Consider the following 19,060-nt stretch of genomic DNA (forward strand, 5'->3'; position numbering starts at 1 on the left):
TAAGGTCATTCGCTTAGCGGTCTGCTTTCAGTGCCGACTGCTGCGCGTGTACCGTTTCTTTTTTCTTAGAACGATTCATTTGAATCGCAGCTGCAAACAGAAGAACAGCTAAGAAGGCAAATACAAAGACGGCACTTGCCGCTCCTGCCCATTCCAGACTAAATCCAATCAAAAAGGACAAGCAGGCTCCGCCTAAGCTCGCGGCTGCAATAAAATAACTCGTCGCCTCATCGATGGCATTTTCAATCATTAAGGCAGATGCTGTCAGTGCGATTGGGAACATGCCAGCTGCGCAAAGGCCGATGAAAAAGATGAGGATCAGCTGCGCGGCGATGTGGGTTGTCAGAGCGAATATCACAAGCAGCAGAATCATAAGTGATGCGCTTAGCTTTAAAAAACGCAGCGGATGCAGCTGATCAGCTTTTCTCGCAATCACGGTTCTGCCGATGACGATCGCTGTCCAGAAAGTAGAGACCGCAAAGAGGCCCCAATTTTCTCCCCCTTTTTCCAGCATGATCGACGGCAAAAAGTTCGCAAAATTCGTTTCAATTCCTGCGTAGAAAAAGGCAAAGCAAATCATAATGACCACGATCATTCGATTGTTTCGATCAACAAGTAAAGACGGTTTCCGCGTCCCCCCTGTGGAGGGAGCATCCATCTGTCCATGAGGCAGCTTGTTCATAAAAACCAGCCAGAGCATGAGGAAAAATGTCAGCGCACCCACCTGAAATAAAAACACATACTGCCATGTCTGTTCTGTGACAGTCAGCAGAATCACTAGCGGAAATAACAGCGCACCTAATCCAAAAAAGACCTCCATAATACTGATTCGCTTTGCACTATTAGCCATCGAAATGACATACGCACCGGCTGTTGTCTCAAGACTGCCAGCGCCGCTCCCAAGAAAAAAACCTGCCAGCACAAGCGTTGTCCAGCCCGGCACCAACAGCCCCAGCAGAAGTGAGCCGATCATCAGCAAAAGACCCATCGTCAGCACAGCGCCATAGCCTTTTTTTCTCACTAGAATGGGGGATAACAGAACACCTGTCAAAAAACCAATAAACTGAAAAAAAATTAAAGATGATAATTCCCCGGGACCCTTATCGTAACTCGACAGCAAATAAGGCGTTAAGCTGCCAAAAAACACATGAATGGTCCCAATAAAAAAATAAAAGACACAGCCAAAATAAAATACCTTTTTCATCTTTTCACTTCCTCTAAAAAGGAGCGGAGTCATCACATCCTCCGCTCCACCTCTTTAATATGCCTGGGCAGAGACAACTGCCTCTTCCCTCTCAAAGCATGTATTGAGCGCAGCCTGTGCGCGATACCCATCTTCAAAATCAGCGACCTTCATATGAGATGGGTATGGATCTGTATTCACCCAATGCATCAGCTGATCGCGGAATGTATCGGACCATCCGTAAAATTCATTTGGCGGATCTGTCAGCAAGGTTTGCGGCATTTGATGACGTTCCACACACAATCCATCACTGATCTCATATTCGTTTTTCATGTTCGTATGGTATTTGAATACCTTGTCATGACCAACGACTTCTACACTAAATCCACATTCCTCAGGCTGCGTGCTTTTGGATGTCACCAAATGAAAGAACACTTGATTTTCCATCTGTCCGAAAATTTCGGTATGATCATCCACCTGAACCTTTTTCTCTTCTTTTTCCTTTACGTGTGTCAGCATCTTGGTATTAAGTGATTCTTTCTTCATTTCACTGCCAAATAAGTACCACAGCATATCAATCAAATGAATACCAAGATCCCCTAATGCACCGCTCGTACGCAGACTTTCTCCGCTGTCTCTCCATGAAAATGTCTTTCTTCTAAGGGCACTGTTTTTCTTAAAATGAGTTCTGACGGTTAAAATGCGGCCTAATTCACCGTTAGCAATCAAGTTCTTCAATATATTCACAAAGGATAAATAACGATAGTTAAAGCCCATACTGGCTTGAACTTGGAACTGTTTGGCTGTCTCCACCATTTCCTTCGCTTCCTTCAGCGACACAGCCATCGGTTTTTCACATAAAATCGGCTGTCCTGCTCTTAGCGATTGAAGGGCATGGTCCTTGTGACAAAAATTAGGAGAAGCAATGATCAACCCATCAGATGCATCTGCCAGTGTCTCAATACTTGAATACACACGTCCGCCGTACTGTTTAATGAATCCCTGTGCAACGGACTCGTGCAAATCATAGACACCGGATAATTCTGCACCTTTGATCGTTGATAATGCTCTTGCATGTGCTTTTGCAATATTCCCTGCTCCAACAATTCCAATTTTCTTCATGAATGTGCCTCCTCATGTTTATACATCACTGTTTTCAGTGTTTCATAGATTCCTTTTGCATACCCATGATGACAAATTTGGTGATGGTGCCGTTTGGCTTCGGCTGTCGCATTTTGGACAAGGAAACCGTGCGTGACGGATTGAAGCATCCGCAAATCGTTCCCGCTATCACCAAAGGCAAAGCCTTGATCTTTCGATAAATCATATTGGTTCAGCATAAAACGGACAATTTCATCCTTCCCTGTTCCGACTGGTAAAAAATCGACATCATAGCAATCCGCAGGATCTCCTGCAAGCGGGTTGCATTTGTTGATGTTGACTGCCACGCCTCGCTCTTTAGCAAGTGTTTGGATAAATGATAGATGATGAAGATCCGTCCGCTCATCCTGCTCCTGATAATAGAAATTCTTCTTATACCCTGAGCTGCCCAGCTGCGTTTGCGGTCTAAGGGAAATTCCCTTTTCTCGGATGGTTTCCAGGATGTCTTCGATTTTTTCATCTGAAAAGCCCTGCGCATCCAGCCGCTTCATCCACTCTGCATCTGTCTGTCCAAAATGAGCATCTGACGTATATACAATCTCAGTCCCTAAGTTCGACGCAATGAAATGCGGGAATTGATGAAAACCGCCTTTTTTCATTTTGCTCGTGACAGAATCGAGACTGCTTCCCGTCACCCAGCCCAGCAAGAGCTGTCCCGCTTCACTCTTTTCTGCTACAAAGGCTTCCAGCCGCTTGATATCCTCTCTCTGCTCCTCTGTCATTCCGTGAGAATAATAGGTTTCATCAAAGTCACAGAAGACGATCCACTGTGGATTTTTTGGCTGATTCAGCAGTTTTTTATTGAATGGAAGACTTGATAACATGTTGAACCCCCTCGATGACCTTCTCCTGATCTTGCAGCGGCATTCCTGGATAAAGCGGCAAGTGAAGTAATTGCTGCGCTGCTTTTTCCGTGTGTGGAAGTGTCGTTTGTCTATATTTTTGAGAAACAAGATTTGTTTGATGCTGATGCGATAGAATCGGGTAATAGACATCCGTCTCTATGCCCATTTCCAACAATTTCGCTGCCAGTTCATCTCGGTCTCCCTTCAGTACTCGGATCGGGAATAGATGCCATACATGATCATCCGTCAGCTTCGGAAGCTTCATATATCCTTCATCCTCAAGCGTTTGCAGCTGATCAATGTATCGCTTTGCTAAGTAAAAACGTTTAAAGTTTTGCAATCCTAGATACTTCATTCGTTCGAGTCCGATCGCTGCCTGCAAATTATCAATTTTGGAATTAAAGCCGTAGTCACTGCGTTTGACATTTTTCTTTCCAGCTTCAAATCCGTGATAGCTGATCTCCATGCATTTTTCCGCTAGAGCCTCATCATTTGTAGCGATGGCTCCTGCCTTTCCGCAGACCCCAAGGTTTTTGTATGGATTAAAGCTGAGAACAAGTCCATCTCCATAAGCACCAAGTCCGCTGCTGCCAATCGCTTGACAGCCATCTTCAATCATTTTCAACCCATGCTGTTTCGCAATCGCCGAAATCGCCTTCATATCTGCTTGCTTTCCATATAAATGAACCGGTAGTATGGCTACCGTTTTATCTGTGATATGCTTCTCAATTTCACTCGGTGCCAAGCAGTAGGTTTCTGGATCGATATCGGCATAAACCGGAACAGCCCCAATGGCAAGCACTGCATTTTCTGTTGCAGCAAAGCTATTGGCTGGCAAAATCACCTCGTCTCCTGGATGGACGCCTGCTGATATGAGACTGATCATCAATGCATCTGTTCCACTTGACGTGGCAATGACATATTTTTTCCCTAAGTACTCAGCAATCGCCTTTTCAAACGTCGGAATATATGGCCCTGAAGTAAAACGGCCAGAGCTCAATACTTCCTTCAGCACCAGCATAATATCATCGATTTCATCCTCTGAAATCAGTTTGTCAACTGGCAGAAACGGTATCTTTTTTTCCTTATTTTGTTTATAATGGAAGAGAATTTTTTCCAAACCTGTGCGCTCTATATCTTGCTCAAGGAACGTCACCAGCTTTTCATTTGCTAGATGCTTTTCAACTGAATCAGCCTTTACTTGAACACCTTGATTGATCATATCCAGCAAAGGAAGATAATCCTTGCTTTTACCTGATATCTTCGTCAATATTTGCATTCCATTCCCTCCAATTAATCAATTCCTTTTGTTAATATTTAACTTGTTTCACATTGTAAATGATGTTATCGGTTTCAGAACAATAACTTTGTGTAAAGGATTTGTTAATATGTGTACAATTTATGAAATTGCCAAACGCTGCGGGGTTTCAACCACCACCGTTTCCAGAGTGCTAAACCATCACCCATATGTGTCAGAAGAAAAACGGCAGCTCATTTTACAGGTGATGAAAGAAATGGAATATACACCGAGTTCAGCAGCCCGCACACTAAGGTCACATCAGACAAAAACCATTGCTGTGTCTGTTCCAGCTGTGGACCATCCTTTTTTTGCACAATTAATTAAAGGCATTTCAAAGGAAGCCCTGGATCAAGGATATAAAGCCATCGTGCTTCAGACGTTTTATCAACAAGCATTAGAGCTTGAAGGGCTTCAATTATTAAAAAGAAAAGAAGTCGATGGGGTCATATTGGGGGCATTAGAAAATCAGTGGGAAAAGATCGAGCCATATTTAACAAACGGCCCCATTGTCATGGCTAATGAATATCATCAAACAGCAAACATCCCGATTATCGGATACGATGAACGGGAAGCTGCCTATAAAGCGGTCGACTACTTGATTCGGTCGGGGCGAAAATCGATTGGGTTTTGCTTTGATACAGAAAGCAGTGAAGCGCAGAAACAAAGGAAACAGGGCTATCTTGATGCACTCTCTGCTCGCGGTTTGCCGCTGCAAGATGATTGGCTGTTTGGAGAGGCCTTTACCATTGAAGACGGCTTTCGCTTAATGGATGTCATCCATCACATGAACAATGCGCCTGATGCCATTTTCACCGGCAATGATCAAGTCGCAGCAGGGCTCATTAAACAGGCCATTTCATATGGCTATCAAATCCCCAAGGATCTAGCGGTCATCGGCTATGACAACCAAGACATATGTGAGGTGACAGCTCCAACAATCACCACGATTGACATACCGATCGTAGAGCTTGGCCAGCGGTCTGTACAGCAAATGATCGCACTCCTGCAAGATCAACAACCATTACAGCGCGAACATATCCAGCTGCCTACCCGGCTCGTGACAAGAGAATCTACATAAAGAAAAAGACTGAGAGAGTTCTCAGTCTTTTTTAATCTATCAACCTATACAAATTGAGCAAGAATAAATGTCCATATACATACAATACCGAGCAGAATGAAGCTGTACTTCACGGTCTTTTTGAAGAGCTCAGATTCTTTCCCTGTTTCTCCAACAGCTGCTGTAGCGATAGCGATAGATTGTGGAGAAATTAATTTCGCCATCACACCACCGGTCGTATTCGCCCCAATTAACAAACCTGCCTGTGAGCCGATTTGAGAAGCAGTGACCGCTTGAAGGTTACCGAATAAGGCGTTGTTACTCACAACAGACCCCGTAATAAACACGCCGATCCAGCCAAGCACCGGGCTGACAAGCGGGAACAAATCGCCTGTTTTGGCAAGAGCAAGTCCAATGGCTGAACTTAGTCCAGCAAAGTTCGCCAGGTTGGCAAAGCCCATGACAAAACAAATAGTCAGAACAGGAATCCAAAGCTCTTTCACCGCTGCTTTTAAGCAGACAGCGCCTTCTGTTAATGTAATATGTCTGCTAAACAGCCCTGTCAGCATGACCGCAATCAGAATGGCAGTACCCGTTGCACTAATGACATCAATTTTAAAGATCGCATCAATAGGTGTTTCTGTTTGTGCAATTGGTGGTAATTTCACAATTTGCTGATGTAAAAACGGCATTTTCACTATAATGGTCGTCCAGTTAAGCGGTCCTCCTACAGCAAACAATGCTTTAAATGCTGGCAGACTCCATACTGTAATAACAGCAGTTAAAATATAGAACGGAGACCATGCTTTCAGTATTTCAACACCGCGATACGTTTGTTTCTGTTCAATATCTGGCGCTCCTTCTTCACGATAAATGTGTTTTGGCTGCCATTTCCGAAGAAATAAAGCCAAAATCCCCATACTTGCTAATGCACAAATAATATTGGCAAGCTCAGGACCCATCGTCACCATTGTGACAGCTTGCAAAATGGCATAGGTTCCACTCACAACAAGCAAGGCTGGCAGAGTTTCTTTGATTCCTTTGAATCCATCTACAATCAGAATAAGGAGAAACGGAATACAGAATGAAATAAACGGGATCGTATATACAAGGGTTTGAGATAACGCAAGCGGCGTCATATTGCCCATTTGCGCCCCTGTAATCACTGGGATGCCCACAGCACCAAATGCGCCAGATGCAGCATTGGCAATTAAGCAGAGCATCGCAGCTTTCAGAGGTTTAAACCCAAGCTCTGTTAAGAGAGCGGCACTGATCGCAATCGGTACACCAAACCCAGCAGCTCCCTCTAAAAATGCATTAAAGCTAAAACCAATTAATAAGAGCTGAAGACGTTGATCTTGAGAGATTCCTGCAATACTAGAACGAATGACATCGAACTTACCAGATTTCACAGCAATTTTATAGAGCCATACCGCCATGATGACGATATATCCAATTGGCCACAGCCCATTAGATATACCGAGCAGCACAGCAGATAATGCCTTTTCAACTGGCATATGAAAGAAGAAAACAGCTGTTACAAAACTGACGATTAAGGTAAAACAAGCGGCTAAAACACCTTTTAGCTTAAAAACGGTTAATGCAAGAAGGAAAAACAAGATTGGGAGCATTGCCACCAATGCACTGACGAATTCATTACCAAACGGATCATATATTTGCTGCCACATAGTGATTCATCCTTTTCTGCTCAGATAGGTTGCTTTTAATTGATTAAAAATGAGGAGCCAAAATCTCTTTTAACACATTCACACTGTGTGCAAATTTTTCTTTCTCCGTATCGTTCAGTGCAAGCTCCATCACTTCTGTTGCGCCATTTCGATTCACAAGGGCAGGTACACCAATGTAGACATCTTCTGCTCCGTACTCTCCATTTAAGTAAGTGCTGACAGTTAGAATGCTGTTTTCATTGTGCAGAATCGCTCTTGTAATACGGGCTAAACTCATTGCTACACCGTAATAAGTGGCGCCTTTTTTCTCAATGATTTGGTAAGCCGCATGACGGACATTTTCCATGATTTCATCTAAGTCTTCTTGTTTGTATTGATCATTTCTCTTCATTAATTCTGTAATTGGTACACTTCCGATATTCGCATGACTCCAAACAGCAAGCTCTGTATCTCCATGCTCTCCAATAATGTACGCATGCACGTTGTGTGCCGCTGCTTCAAAGTACTCACTGAGCATGTATCTAAATCTTGCCGTATCAAGCGTCGTACCACTGCCAATCACTCGTTCTTTTGGAAGACCACTGAATTTCCAAGTCGCATATGTCAAAATATCCACTGGGTTTGTAGCAACTAAGAAAATGCCATCAAATCCACTTTTCATTACGTTTTCTACAATGCCTTTAAATATATTTAAATTTTTCTCAACAAGGTCAAGTCTTGTTTCACCTGGCTTTTGATTTGCTCCAGCACAGATACAGACGATATCTGCATCCTTACAATCCTCATAATCTCCATACCATGTATTCACAGGATGCGGGGCAAATGCTTTTCCGTGGTTTAAATCCATCACGTCACCCATTGCTTTGTCTTGATTCAAATCGATGACAACCAATTCATCTGTGATCGCTTGATTTATTAATGTAAAGGCATAACTGCTGCCGACGAAACCTGCTCCAATAAGGGCTACTTTGTTTACTTTTTCGTTTGTCATTTATCTCATCCTCCTGAGTAAAACTAGGCTGCTTTTCTTATGTGAAGTATTTCACATACATATTGTGCAACACTTCACAAACTTTTGCAAGGGGGTTGCTCAAAAAATATATGTAGCGAATTTGTGAACACATTTATTGTGCTTTCAAAGCGCTGGCTTCATACATATTTCCACAAGAAAAAAGCTGCCAAACGCTCTTCGGCAGCTTCATACATGATTAATAAGGTCCCCAGTTGATCATGACCCCGATACAAATAAACACAAGACCGATGACAAACCAAATGAGGGCAAGCGGCACCATAAAACGCAGCCACTTTACATAAGGAATACCACTTGCAGCAAGCACAGCCATCAACACACCAGAAGTCGGATTGATACAGTTGACCACCCCTTCGCCAAGCATTACCGCTTCTACAGCTATCTGTCTTGTGATGCCCATTAAATCAGCCAGCGGCGCAAGAATTGGGATAAAGACAACGGCTTCACCTGACCCTGATGAAATCAAAAAGTGAAGAAGCGCACTCGCAATATACATCCCGATCGCACCAGCGATTGGACTAAAGCCTGTCAGCATACTTGCCAAGCCATTAACCACTGTATCAAGCAGCTTTCCGTTTTCTAAAATGACCGAAATACAGCGTGCCATCCCAACAATAAGTGCGCCGTATACAAGGCTTTGGCACCCAATAATAAACGTTTTCGCAATATCATTGGCTGCTAATCCTCCAAGCAGTCCAGCAGCGATAGCCATAAAAATGAACACACCCGCCATTTCCTTATCGGTCCAGCCTAGCTGAAGTGCGCCATATAAGAAACCTCCAAGTGACAATCCGCACACCGCTAAAATCAGCTTATGTCTGCCAGTAAATGCAGGCTTGTCCACAGATTCCGCATCGGCTCCGCCAAGCCCCTTAGCAGGAAACCATTGATCGCCTAGAATGCTTCCCTTTTCTTTATTCTTCAGACGTCTTGTATATAAATAGATGTACACAATACTAGAAATAAGAAAACAAAGATAAATAATGACACGCAGGCCAATGCCAGAAAAGATCGGCAGCTCTGCAATCGTTTGTGATAAACCTAATGGAGATGGAGATAAAATCGTTGCGTTAAACCCTGCATAACAGCCGATGTATATGACAGCCGCTCCTGCTACAGCATCCCATTTCAAGGATCGTGCTACAATGATGCCGATTGGAATAAACCCAATGACAGAGTTCACGACAATTCCGGTCGTTCCAAGGACTGAAAATAATCCCCCAACAATACAAATAAACAATAATTGCTTCGTTTGAAATCGGCTGATGACATGGTGAATCATCCCGTTAATAGCACCTGTCTTCTCTAAAATGGCAATGGTTCCGCCCGTAAATAGAATCAGAAAAATAATAGAAGAGGACCCTACCATTCCTTCTTGTATCGCTGTAAAAAAGCCAACTGGACTCACCGGTGATTGATCAATACGGTGATAGCTGCCAGGAACGGCTGTTGTGATCTCCCCAGATGTCTTTCGGTCAAACTCACCCGCTGGTACAAAATACGTTGCTATCGTACAAATCAGTGCAATCATAAATAAGAGAACATACGCATCCGGCATTTGAAGTTTTCGTTTTTGTTTCTCTGGTGCTGATACTGTCGCAGTTTTCATGTGTCAAAACCCCTTTGTCCCGATCGGAATTTCACTTAATTTTCAGAATAATCAAATGATGTGTTATATTATAAACACTGTTGATATTTAAGAGCAATATTATTTCACTAAAATAACGTTTTGGCAGATTATCTGTCAGCAAGGAGGCTTCTCATGACAACTTTGACAAACGAAATGAAACAAACCGTGACAGACATCTTTGAACACTTGCATGCCCACCCAGAAATAAGCTGGGAAGAAACAGAAACGACCGCTTATATTGAAAATAGATTGAAAAAATTGGGCTGCAAAACTCAAACATTTGACGACTGTACAGGGGTGATCGGTGAAATTGGAGAAGGCGCACCAGTGGTCGCTGTGAGAGCCGATATTGATGCACTTTGGCAGGAAGTAGATGGTGAGTTTCAAGCCAATCATTCATGTGGCCACGATGCACACATGACAATGGCTCTTGGCACCTTCATGGCATTAAAGGAAAAAGAACGCCCGAATGGCACGATCCGTTTCATCTTTCAGCCTGCCGAGGAAAGAGGCGGCGGTGCGCTGAAAATGATTGAAAAAGGTGTGCTGGCAGATGTCGATTACTTATATGGCGTACATGTGCGCCCAATTCAAGAAACATTAAACGGACGCTGCGCTCCTGCTATTTTGCACGGATCAAGTAATCATTATGTCGGCACCATTATTGGCGAGGAAGCGCACGGTGCACGTCCACACCTTGGCGTCAACGTAATAGAAGTGGCTTCTACCCTTGTGCAGAGACTCGCGCATATCCATGTCGATCCAAGAGTCGCGCATTCTGTCAAAATGACCAATCTACATGCTGGCGGGGGCAGCTCAAACATCATCCCAGGCAAAGCTTCTTTTACATTAGATGTACGGGCGCAAACAAACGAAGTGATGGATGAACTAGAAAAAGAAATTGAAAGAGCCGTTCATTCTGTAGCGGATGCCTTTGGCGCTTCCATTACACTTTCAACAGACCATCGTCTGCCTGCCGCCACCTTAAATGAGGAAGCTGTCCAGTTCATGTCTCATGCGATTGAGCAGGTTTTAGGCAAAGAGCAGCTTGATCCCCCGATCGTCACAACAGGTGGAGAGGACTTTCACTTTTATGCGGCAAAGCTTCCGCATATCAAATCCACGATGCTCGGATTAGGCTGTGATTTAAAGCCCGGTCTTCATCATCCGTATATGACCTTCGACCGTTCTGCAATCTTTACTGGCATTGAAATTTTGACTGAGGCTGTCTATCAAACACTCCAGCAGCATTCATCATAAAATAAAAAGCCACCCGCCTTCTCTTCATGGCGGGTGGTCTGCTTTATATTATGCATTCAGATCTGTCATAGCTGGAACATTGATTTCTTTCACGCAAGATACCCTAGATAAATGAATCACACATCTCGCAAGCTCCACAATATCCTGGACAGGGATTCTCGTTTCATCATATAGAGTGATGGCCTTTTCGGCTCCATCTTCATACGGGACCTCCGCCGCCAGCTCTCCTGGATTGATACAGGTGACAGATATTTTATCTTTCCTCACATGCTCTCTCAGCGCATTCACAATTCCGCGCAGGCCAAATTTAGATGCAACAAACGAGACCTGCGGCAGGTTTGTATGATCGAGTCCCGCCGTTGAGCCAATGACGATGATTTTTCCATTCTCCGATTTCCTTACGTGCGGAAGCAGTGCCTGGATGTACGTAATGGTTGAGGTGATATTCACATTGATTAGATGTGCAATATCCTCTGGCTGATCGTGATCAAAGGAATAATCGTCTTCAAAGCCTCGTTTTTCCCATAAACCGACGTTATAGATGAGTACATCAATCGTCTTGTTCTCCAGTGCTTCGAGCATATAAGGGATATGCGTTTGGCTAGATAAGTCGATTTTCAGCCAAATTCTATGTACACCGTCATCTATGTTCAAGCTGCTTGGTTCACTTCGCGACACAATCCAAACTGTATCTCCACTTGAAGGAAGACCCTTTACAAAAGCATCTCCTAATCCTTGACTTGCACCGAATATGATATAGTTTTTACTCATAGCTCCTCCTTCTATGGCACACAAACTGAAAGCGTTTTATACCTATATCATACAGATTCTAAGAGACCACCGCCCCTTTTATGCTCATCTTCAAATATTAATTAGCGCGGCTACTGGATTTCCTTTAATTCCACTGGTAATGCACGTGCCTCTATAAAGCTTTTGATCATCTCTGTAAAAAGTTCTTTTTTCTCAAAAGTAAATGTATGTCCAATACCGGGAACGACGACACCTGCTGCCTTCGGATGTGAATTTGTTATTTTTTTTGCTGACCGTTTCATGATGCCTTTTTCTTTTTCTCCCACTGTGACAAGAATGCGTGCCTTTGCTTGTTGAAATGTGTCAGGGAGCTTGTAATGAAGGTTTTCTTGAAACATCGTAAGCAGAGTCTTCTTTTGCAATTGTTTCGAATCTGACGCATAATGACCCAGTACATCGTTAGGAAGTCCCATCTTTTCTGCTTGCAGCTGGATAAACCAATCTTTCTTTAATAACGGATATGTAAGAGGTAAAATGGGCCTTACCATCAAATAGAGATATGGTAATGGCAACACAAGGGCGCTATTGATGACGGCGATGTCTGCGATGTCTGGCTCTCTCGCTAACACATCAACGGCTACCTGTGCCCCTAGAGAGAAACCAATCAGAATAACCGTTCGGCCATGTGCATGCTCCTTCATCCATGAAATCACTTCAAGGGCACTTTCTCGCATGGAAAACGACGTTTCTTTTGCTCTTGTCCCGTGACCAATAAAATCAGGAGAATAGCATTCGTACGTTTCCTTGAAAGTTTCCATATGCTCCTGCCACATCCAACTGCTTACGCCTCCGCCGTGCAGGAAAATCATCATCGGTTTTTCCACCATCGACAACTCATCCACCATCCTTATGTATAAGAAAAAGCAGCCGCTTATTGAGCAGACTGCTTTTTCCATATGCTCCCTTCTATTATAAGGGAACTGTTATACAATTGGCTATTTTTTCAAATCTTCGATCGAGTTGACGTTTTTCATATAAGTCGGAACAACGAGACCCATTCGAAGACCTTTCATACTTGTACCAAGGTCATCATATTTTCCTTTAAACTTCGCTGCATACGTTTTATGCGTATTTGGCAGCCAAGCGGATAATGATGCATCCGCACTTCCGGTTGCAATTGCTGTCCACATTGGACCTGCTTCAACCTGAGTCAACGTCACTTTAAACCCGAGTTCACGCAATACTTCTGCTGCGACATTGGTACTTGCAATCTCACTATCCCAGGCAACGTAGGCAAGATTGACTTTGTCACCATTCGACTTTTTCACGCCTTTTGTCCATTTCGCCACTTGGTCTTTATGTTTTTTCACATATTTTATGGCGGCATCCTGTGGTTTCACGCCATCTTGGATATCAATCATGACTTCGCCCATGTCATCTTGAGACCATTTAAACTGACTAAGCATTTTGGCTGCTTCCGGCTGATCCTTCGCAAATCCTTTACGTGAAATGGTATGAATTTCCTCCGCTTCACCATAAGATTTTTTTGGATCCTCTAAATATTTTAAATCATAGCGGGAAAACATCCAGTGTGGATTCCAGCCAGTGATGATGATTGGCTTTTTACGGTCGTAAGATTTTTTAAGTGTTGCCGTCATCGCTGCACTTGATGCAGACACAACCGTCCAATCCTCTAAGCCGTAATCCTTTTTCGCTTGATCTGTCAGTGCCATAATCCCTGAACCAGGATCGATTCCGATAATGGTTTTATTCACCTGCTGTGCTGCACTCGCATTAGAATCTGTCTGAGCACCGCAAGCGGCTAGTAAAAAGACAAGCAGGGCGGTCATCCCAATGTAGAGAGACTTTTTCCACATTAAGCATTCCCCCTGGATTTTTTCGTTTTAATGTTTTGGGTAATACGGTCAAGTGTAATCGCCACAATAACAATGGCAATACCTGCTTCAAAACCAATACCTGTTTTCAGCTGCGTTACCGCACTATATACTTCTGAACCAAGTCCTGGTGCACCTACCATTGCCGCAATCACGACCATTGATAGAGCCAGCATGATACTTTGGTTAATACCAGCTAAGATGGTTTTTGTTGCGAGCGGAAGCTGAACTTTGAATAAACGCTGGAATGTCGTTGAACCAAATGCTTCGGTTGCTTCAATTAAATCAGCTGGTACTTGTTTAATACCTAGAATGGTCATACGAATCGTTGGCGGCATGGAGAAAATAACCGATGCCACAACCCCAGGAACAACCCCAATGTTAAAGAAGAAGATCGCTGGTAATAGATAAACGAATGCAGGCATTGTCTGCATTAAATCTAAAATAGGTGTCACAATTTTACGCACTGTTTCCTTCTGTGATGCCCAAATACCGATCGGAACCCCGATCACGATGGAAATGACCACAGCGGTCAAAACGAGCGCAAGTGTTTGAAGCATTGGATGCCAGTAGCCTAAATAGTCGATCAGTAAAAATCCAATAAGTGTGAAAAGAGCAACTCCTCTTGTACTGATCCACCAAGCAATGCCGGCAAAGATAAGGGTTAAAATAATGGATGGAATGACGCCAAGTGCTGCCACAATCCCATTTACTGTTCCTGATAATCCATTTGTGATGCCATCAAAGAAACCACCAAACGTTAATGTTAACCAGTCAACAAATTGATCGATATATTCCGCGAACGGAATTCTAGGTAAATCACTCATACTAAACATCTTATTCTACCTCCTGTGCAGAAGGCTCTTGTGCTTTAATTTCCTCTAGCTTGTTAGAAGACATGTTGATATACTCATCATTTCCTGATAATGCACCAATCAATGCACCTCTGACCACAATGCCCTTCATTCTGTTTTTCTCATCGACAACGGCAATCGGAATGTTCGCATCAGATACCGCATCAAAGATCTCTGTCAAATACGTAGATTCCAACACTGTCGTAAATTCTTTATCAAGAACAGTTTCAAGTGACGCTCCCGTTTCTGCTGCCTTTTTCGCTGCTTGGGCAGAAATGACACCTAATAAATGCTTTTTCTTATCTACTGCATAAATAGACGAAATCCCAAGGTTTTTCATGAGCGTAAGTGCAACACGTGCCCCTTTATCGATCTGAACTGTTTCGGCACGTTTCATAATATGACCAGCGGTTAATACTTTAGAAAGGTCAACATCTTCAACGAAACGTTCAACATATTCATTCGATGGGTTCATCAGAATTTCTTCTGGTGTTCCGATTTGAACGATATTTCCGTCCTTCATGAGTACAATGCGGTCACCAATACGAAGCGCCTCATCTAAATCATGGGTAATGAAAATGATCGTTTTTCCTACAGATGTATGAAGCTCAAGCAATTCATCCTGCATATCTTTACGAATTAATGGATCTAGTGCGCTGAATGCTTCATCCATTAATAAAATGTCAGGGTCATTCGCTAACGCACGTGCCAATCCAACACGCTGCTGCATACCACCACTTAATTGATTTGGGTATTGCTCTTCAAAGCCTTCAAGTCCAACAAGCTTTAAAGATTCAAGCGCTTTTGATCTGCGCTCTTCTTTATCTACACCTTGCAATTCAAGACCATACTCTGTGTTCTCAAGAATTGTACGGTGCGGGAACAATGCGAAGTTTTGGAAAACCATGCTGATTTTTTTCCGTCTGACTTCACGCAATTGATCCTTTGACATATTTGTTATCATATCCCCATCAATATATATTTCACCGGAGGTTGGTTCGATTAACCTGTTTAGCAGCCGCACAAGTGTGGACTTTCCGCTCCCTGATAGCCCCATGATGACAAATATCTCGCCGTCATATACATCAAAATTTGCTCGATTGACACCAACAGTTGCGCCGGTCTCTTTTAGGATTTCTCTTTTTGTTTTCCCTTTTTCAAGCATTTGAGATGCTTTTTTAGCATTTTTACCGAAAATTTTAGATACATTATTTATCTTGATTTTGATATTTCTCTCTTCAGAATTCATATTTTCCCTCCAAATTAGCATCTTTATAACCGTAACATAAGCGTTATGATGCGAACAATCTTTAGAATTCGCTTATTTCCCCACAATATGTATGAATTCCATATAGAGGTCTGGTCATTAGAGTTTATACGCCGTATTACTCGTAAATCCTATAGAATGCTTCATAAACTACATATTTTACGGGGTATTTCCTCTCATCAGACAATATTTTACTGGAAATTCCTAATTGTGCTAAAAAATAAGCCGAATCCTCGTCATAGCAGATTTTTTGAATCATGGGCGAACCATTCCCCTGAACAGGATTTACCCGAAAAAGGTCACATAAAAACCTTTTTTCTCAAATTTAAATTAAATTCATAAAAAAACTGCCTGCAACTTTAGTTACAGACAGCTTGTTTTTTAGGATTCCAGGGCAGCCCGCTTAATATTATCTTGAAGCTCAAGCATACGTTTTGTTCCATCTTCGCGTAATCGCTTGTTCTCTTCTTCGATCTGCTTCGTCTCTTTCATCCCTTGTACAATTGTATTAAAGGAAGATTCGATCGTTTCAATGTCGATGCTTGGACGTCCAGATAATTTGGCAATCTCCACACTTTGACTTGAAATATTTTCAGCATTTCGTTTCAGCATTTCATTTGTTCTTCTATCCAGCTCACTCATAGAATCAGCCACAAGCTTTTGTCTCTTCGCTGTAACAGCTTGAATGATCCCATTTTTGAAAATTGGAATCGTGATGATGAAGGCAGAGTTGATTTTACCGATTAATTTCGTATTCCCACGCTGAAGCAGACGGATTTGCGGTGCTGTTTGAAGCGCCACCATTCGCGCCATATCAAGATCATATACACGCTCTTCAAGCGCTTGAATGCCATTACGAAGCGTATCAAGCTCCATTTGTGCCAGCTGGTTTCCACTAGCTGCTTTTTCTTCATATGAAGGAACCAATTGCTTTAATTCTTCGATTTTCATTTGACCAGCTACGACATACTTTTCAAGCTCCATGTAGTATTGAATGTTATGCTCATACATTTCTTCAAGCGTCACAGTCGATTTGGTCATTTCATCTTTATATTTACTAATTTCTACATTAATTTTTTCAATTTCTGCACCAAGGGTTTGATATTTACTAAAAATCTTTTCGATCATGCTGCCGCCGCGCTTAAAGATTTTTGACAGCAAACCACCCTTCGGTTCGTCAAAATCATTTTTATCAAAGCGATCCATAATCTTGCCAAGCTGCGTCAGCATTGTTCCTGAGTCAGTGACACTTGTTGAACGCATCATTGAAAGGATACGATCAGAGAACTTAGAGATTTCAACGGCCGGCTGTTTTCCGTATTCAAGCAATTCCAGCTGATTTTTCGCATCGATCTGTCTCGCAATATTTTGCACTTCTGGCTCATTTCGAAGCTGAACGCGAATATCGTCTGCCTTCTCAATCGTGATTTCCTCTTTATCAATTGAAATGATGTCATTTCCGTTTGTATTTGTCATAAGCTTTGATCTCCTTATCGGTTTTTAATGGATTGAAATAACTTTCTAACGATGGACGGCTCTTTAAACTCCTGGTTCATGACCATCTCATCAAGCCAATGGGTATCAAATAATTGGTCATCGATATACCGTTCGATACACTGATATCCCGCCGGATGATATACGAAGAGATCCACACCCATTTCATTTAGGAAAATCAGGGCGGCCGCATCAGAGCGAGTCAGCTCACCATTATATTCCGTATGGTATAAAATCACTTTCGGTACGGTTTGTGCATAATCAAAGGTTTGAATCAGTTCAACGAGGTCCTGACTCATATGCAGAACCTGTTTGAATAAATAAATGCGGACATCTAATTCTGTCTCATTGCCTTCTTTTAATAGCTTCGGATGCTGACAGATTCGAGATATCGCCTCTGCTATCGCACGCTGCGCGCCCTCATATAGATGAGAAAACTGCCACACATTGCTTTTCATTAATAATTCAGGATCAATCTCTCCAGTAGAAGAAAGTGCATGCTGATAATGAAATTGATAATTCGATGTCACTTCTTTCGTAAAAGGAAAATGGCGAATGGTCTTCGTTTCTTTCCCTTCCATTAACGTGTGGATACGATCCCAGTATTCACGTTTGTCTCGTGTGACACCCATCATTTTTGCAAAAAGATTCGGAATCTGTATCGTGTCCCGGTCTGCTTTGAAATTCGGGCGGATAAAGGATCGTTCCTTTGCAATTAAAAACAGCTCATCATACGTTGTCTTGAGCGTAATGGAATGAGGAGTATGATCTCTGAATTGCCACGGCTTATACAGCATTGAATCTTCCGTGTGAAGCACCTCTTCAAGCTCTCTTGTCGAGCGGTACGCCACCGTTGATTTCCTCTCAGGCTTTTCAGTAGGGAACGGCTCAAGCTTTGAAGTTCCCGGGTACTGATCAATAAAAGTCAGCTTTTCTTCTGGATCTAATTCGCGGAACGAATCCTCGCCTTCTGGATGAAATAGCACAACATCACAGCCAATCAGCATGACATAGTAAAGAAAATAAAGCTGACTTTTATTCGCCTCTCCATACCAAATGACAGCCGGCATTTTTTCTTCTATATTGACTTCCTTCAGCCATGGACCTAGATGATTATTTGAAAACTTCACGACATCCAGCAGAACCCGGCGGAAATCGGGATGCTGAAATCCACCTTCATGCAGCTGCTTGAAATGCTCAAACACCTTGATCAATGAAAGTCGGATATGCCGGTTCATCACAGGGTTTGGATGGCGTACAATCAGCTGTTCACCATCTAAAAAAGCCACAAAGCGATTCACGGACAATCCCTTTTCTTGTTGGTTAATCAAATGAATACGCTGCAACGCCTGAAAATGCTCCGGCTCAATATGACGATTGAGTGTTTCACTTAAAATATGCATGCCGTCTGTTTCGTATAATTCATGTAAATAAATAAAATAATCGGTTGCATCATGCGGAGTTCCAAGGACCCGGGCGGCGAGACGCGGCAAGGACAACGTATGCTCGTCCTTTACATAACCGTCTCTTTCAGGGAGCGGCTTTTTCAGCACGTTTTTCCAGGCTTCCTGCTCCGCCCGTGTATGGGTGACATTGATTTCTTTATAACTCACGCCGCTCCTTCCTTTCTCCTATATTTTCTCGAA

Annotated in this window: 16 protein-coding genes; 2 read left to right on the plus strand and 14 right to left on the minus strand. The window is 42.8% G+C overall.

The window, feature by feature from the left end:
- Positions 1-13 precede the first annotated feature (13 nt).
- Genes JVX94_RS12870 through JVX94_RS12885 form a run of 4 tightly spaced genes read right to left on the minus strand, consistent with a single transcriptional unit; the run spans position 14 to position 4,468 of the window.
- On the minus strand, positions 14-1,204 hold the full coding sequence (locus JVX94_RS12870) for an MFS transporter (RefSeq protein ID WP_144485939.1): 1,191 nt from the start codon (positions 1,202-1,204) through the stop codon (positions 14-16).
- A 54-nt stretch (positions 1,205-1,258) separates the two neighbouring features.
- Positions 1,259-2,305, minus strand: a complete 1,047-nt coding sequence (locus JVX94_RS12875) for a Gfo/Idh/MocA family protein (RefSeq protein WP_024424339.1) — start codon at positions 2,303-2,305, stop codon at positions 1,259-1,261.
- Positions 2,302-3,168 carry an HAD-IIB family hydrolase gene (locus JVX94_RS12880; protein ID WP_144485944.1) on the minus strand — a complete coding sequence of 289 codons (867 nt, stop codon included), beginning with the start codon at positions 3,166-3,168 and terminating at the stop codon, positions 2,302-2,304. Before JVX94_RS12880 ends, JVX94_RS12875 begins: the two co-directional genes overlap by 4 nt.
- A complete protein-coding gene (locus JVX94_RS12885; RefSeq protein ID WP_205183399.1) occupies positions 3,143-4,468 on the minus strand; it encodes a DegT/DnrJ/EryC1/StrS family aminotransferase in 1,326 nt (441 codons plus the stop codon). The genes JVX94_RS12880 and JVX94_RS12885 overlap by 26 nt, the downstream gene beginning before the upstream one ends.
- A gap of 109 nt (positions 4,469-4,577) precedes the next feature.
- Here JVX94_RS12885 and JVX94_RS12890 point away from each other — a divergent pair, with 109 nt between their 5' ends.
- Entirely contained in the window at positions 4,578-5,567 is a 990-nt protein-coding gene (locus tag JVX94_RS12890; protein ID WP_205183402.1) for a LacI family DNA-binding transcriptional regulator, read from the plus strand.
- 44 nt (positions 5,568-5,611) lie between these two features.
- On the opposite strand, the gene JVX94_RS12895 is transcribed toward JVX94_RS12890, so the two are convergent.
- The 3 genes from JVX94_RS12895 to JVX94_RS12905 form a co-directional block, all read right to left on the minus strand.
- Positions 5,612-7,234 carry an L-lactate permease gene (locus JVX94_RS12895; RefSeq protein ID WP_205183405.1) on the minus strand — a complete coding sequence of 541 codons (1,623 nt, stop codon included), beginning with the start codon at positions 7,232-7,234 and terminating at the stop codon, positions 5,612-5,614.
- A gap of 43 nt (positions 7,235-7,277) precedes the next feature.
- Positions 7,278-8,225, minus strand: a complete 948-nt coding sequence (locus JVX94_RS12900) for an L-lactate dehydrogenase (protein WP_205183407.1) — start codon at positions 8,223-8,225, stop codon at positions 7,278-7,280.
- Positions 8,226-8,442: 217 nt separating this feature from the next.
- On the minus strand, positions 8,443-9,873 hold the full coding sequence (locus JVX94_RS12905; RefSeq protein ID WP_205183409.1) for a YfcC family protein: 1,431 nt from the start codon (positions 9,871-9,873) through the stop codon (positions 8,443-8,445).
- 153 nt (positions 9,874-10,026) lie between these two features.
- On the opposite strand from JVX94_RS12905, the gene JVX94_RS12910 reads away from it, so the two are divergent.
- The gene (locus JVX94_RS12910) at positions 10,027-11,154 is read left to right on the plus strand and encodes a M20 peptidase aminoacylase family protein (RefSeq protein WP_197197993.1); all 1,128 of its coding nucleotides are present in this window, start codon (positions 10,027-10,029) and stop codon (positions 11,152-11,154) included.
- Positions 11,155-11,202: 48 nt separating this feature from the next.
- Here JVX94_RS12910 and JVX94_RS12915 read toward each other — a convergent pair whose 3' ends face one another.
- The 7 genes from JVX94_RS12915 to JVX94_RS12945 form a co-directional block, all read right to left on the minus strand.
- Positions 11,203-11,925, minus strand: coding sequence for an SDR family oxidoreductase (locus JVX94_RS12915; protein WP_205183411.1), 723 nt, complete (start codon positions 11,923-11,925; stop codon positions 11,203-11,205).
- Positions 11,926-12,035: 110 nt separating this feature from the next.
- A complete protein-coding gene (locus JVX94_RS12920; RefSeq protein ID WP_197197994.1) occupies positions 12,036-12,860 on the minus strand; it encodes an alpha/beta fold hydrolase in 825 nt (274 codons plus the stop codon).
- Between the two features lie 39 nt (positions 12,861-12,899).
- Positions 12,900-13,781 (minus strand): glycine betaine ABC transporter substrate-binding protein, encoded by an 882-nt coding sequence (locus JVX94_RS12925; RefSeq protein WP_144472804.1) that lies wholly within the window; start codon positions 13,779-13,781, stop codon positions 12,900-12,902.
- Positions 13,781-14,626: a glycine/proline betaine ABC transporter permease subunit OpuAB gene (opuAB, locus tag JVX94_RS12930; protein WP_056766792.1), complete on the minus strand. Its 846-nt coding sequence runs from the start codon at positions 14,624-14,626 to the stop codon at positions 13,781-13,783. The genes JVX94_RS12925 and opuAB overlap by 1 nt, the downstream gene beginning before the upstream one ends.
- A gap of 10 nt (positions 14,627-14,636) precedes the next feature.
- Complete coding sequence (gene opuAA, locus JVX94_RS12935) at positions 14,637-15,902, minus strand: glycine/proline betaine ABC transporter ATP-binding protein OpuAA (protein WP_205183412.1); 1,266 nt, start codon at positions 15,900-15,902, stop codon at positions 14,637-14,639.
- 399 nt (positions 15,903-16,301) lie between these two features.
- Positions 16,302-17,396 carry a toxic anion resistance protein gene (locus JVX94_RS12940; protein WP_034283225.1) on the minus strand — a complete coding sequence of 365 codons (1,095 nt, stop codon included), beginning with the start codon at positions 17,394-17,396 and terminating at the stop codon, positions 16,302-16,304.
- A 14-nt stretch (positions 17,397-17,410) separates the two neighbouring features.
- Positions 17,411-19,027, minus strand: coding sequence for a YceG family protein (locus tag JVX94_RS12945; RefSeq protein WP_205183414.1), 1,617 nt, complete (start codon positions 19,025-19,027; stop codon positions 17,411-17,413).
- Between the last annotated feature and the right edge of the window lie 33 nt (positions 19,028-19,060).

This window comes from Bacillus sp. PDNC022 (assembly GCF_016919285.1).
GTDB lineage: Bacteria > Bacillota > Bacilli > Bacillales > Bacillaceae > Bacillus > Bacillus safensis.

Excerpts from the sequence above, each read along its gene's own strand:
- JVX94_RS12870 (WP_144485939.1), bottom strand. The coding sequence starts at position 1,204 with ATGAAAAAGGTATTTTATTTTGGCTGTGTCTTTTATTTTTTTATTGGG.
- JVX94_RS12875 (WP_024424339.1), bottom strand. The coding sequence starts at position 2,305 with ATGAAGAAAATTGGAATTGTTGGAGCAGGGAATATTGCAAAAGCACAT.
- JVX94_RS12880 (WP_144485944.1), bottom strand. The coding sequence starts at position 3,168 with ATGTTATCAAGTCTTCCATTCAATAAAAAACTGCTGAATCAGCCAAAA.
- JVX94_RS12885 (WP_205183399.1), bottom strand. The coding sequence starts at position 4,468 with ATGCAAATATTGACGAAGATATCAGGTAAAAGCAAGGATTATCTTCCT.
- JVX94_RS12890 (WP_205183402.1), top strand. The coding sequence starts at position 4,578 with ATGTGTACAATTTATGAAATTGCCAAACGCTGCGGGGTTTCAACCACC.
- JVX94_RS12895 (WP_205183405.1), bottom strand. The coding sequence starts at position 7,234 with ATGTGGCAGCAAATATATGATCCGTTTGGTAATGAATTCGTCAGTGCA.
- JVX94_RS12900 (WP_205183407.1), bottom strand. The coding sequence starts at position 8,225 with ATGACAAACGAAAAAGTAAACAAAGTAGCCCTTATTGGAGCAGGTTTC.
- JVX94_RS12905 (WP_205183409.1), bottom strand. The coding sequence starts at position 9,873 with ATGAAAACTGCGACAGTATCAGCACCAGAGAAACAAAAACGAAAACTT.
- JVX94_RS12910 (WP_197197993.1), top strand. The coding sequence starts at position 10,027 with ATGACAACTTTGACAAACGAAATGAAACAAACCGTGACAGACATCTTT.
- JVX94_RS12915 (WP_205183411.1), bottom strand. The coding sequence starts at position 11,925 with ATGAGTAAAAACTATATCATATTCGGTGCAAGTCAAGGATTAGGAGAT.
- JVX94_RS12920 (WP_197197994.1), bottom strand. The coding sequence starts at position 12,860 with ATGGAAAAAGCAGTCTGCTCAATAAGCGGCTGCTTTTTCTTATACATA.
- JVX94_RS12925 (WP_144472804.1), bottom strand. The coding sequence starts at position 13,781 with ATGTGGAAAAAGTCTCTCTACATTGGGATGACCGCCCTGCTTGTCTTT.
- opuAB (WP_056766792.1), bottom strand. The coding sequence starts at position 14,626 with ATGAGTGATTTACCTAGAATTCCGTTCGCGGAATATATCGATCAATTT.
- opuAA (WP_205183412.1), bottom strand. The coding sequence starts at position 15,902 with ATGAATTCTGAAGAGAGAAATATCAAAATCAAGATAAATAATGTATCT.
- JVX94_RS12940 (WP_034283225.1), bottom strand. The coding sequence starts at position 17,396 with ATGACAAATACAAACGGAAATGACATCATTTCAATTGATAAAGAGGAA.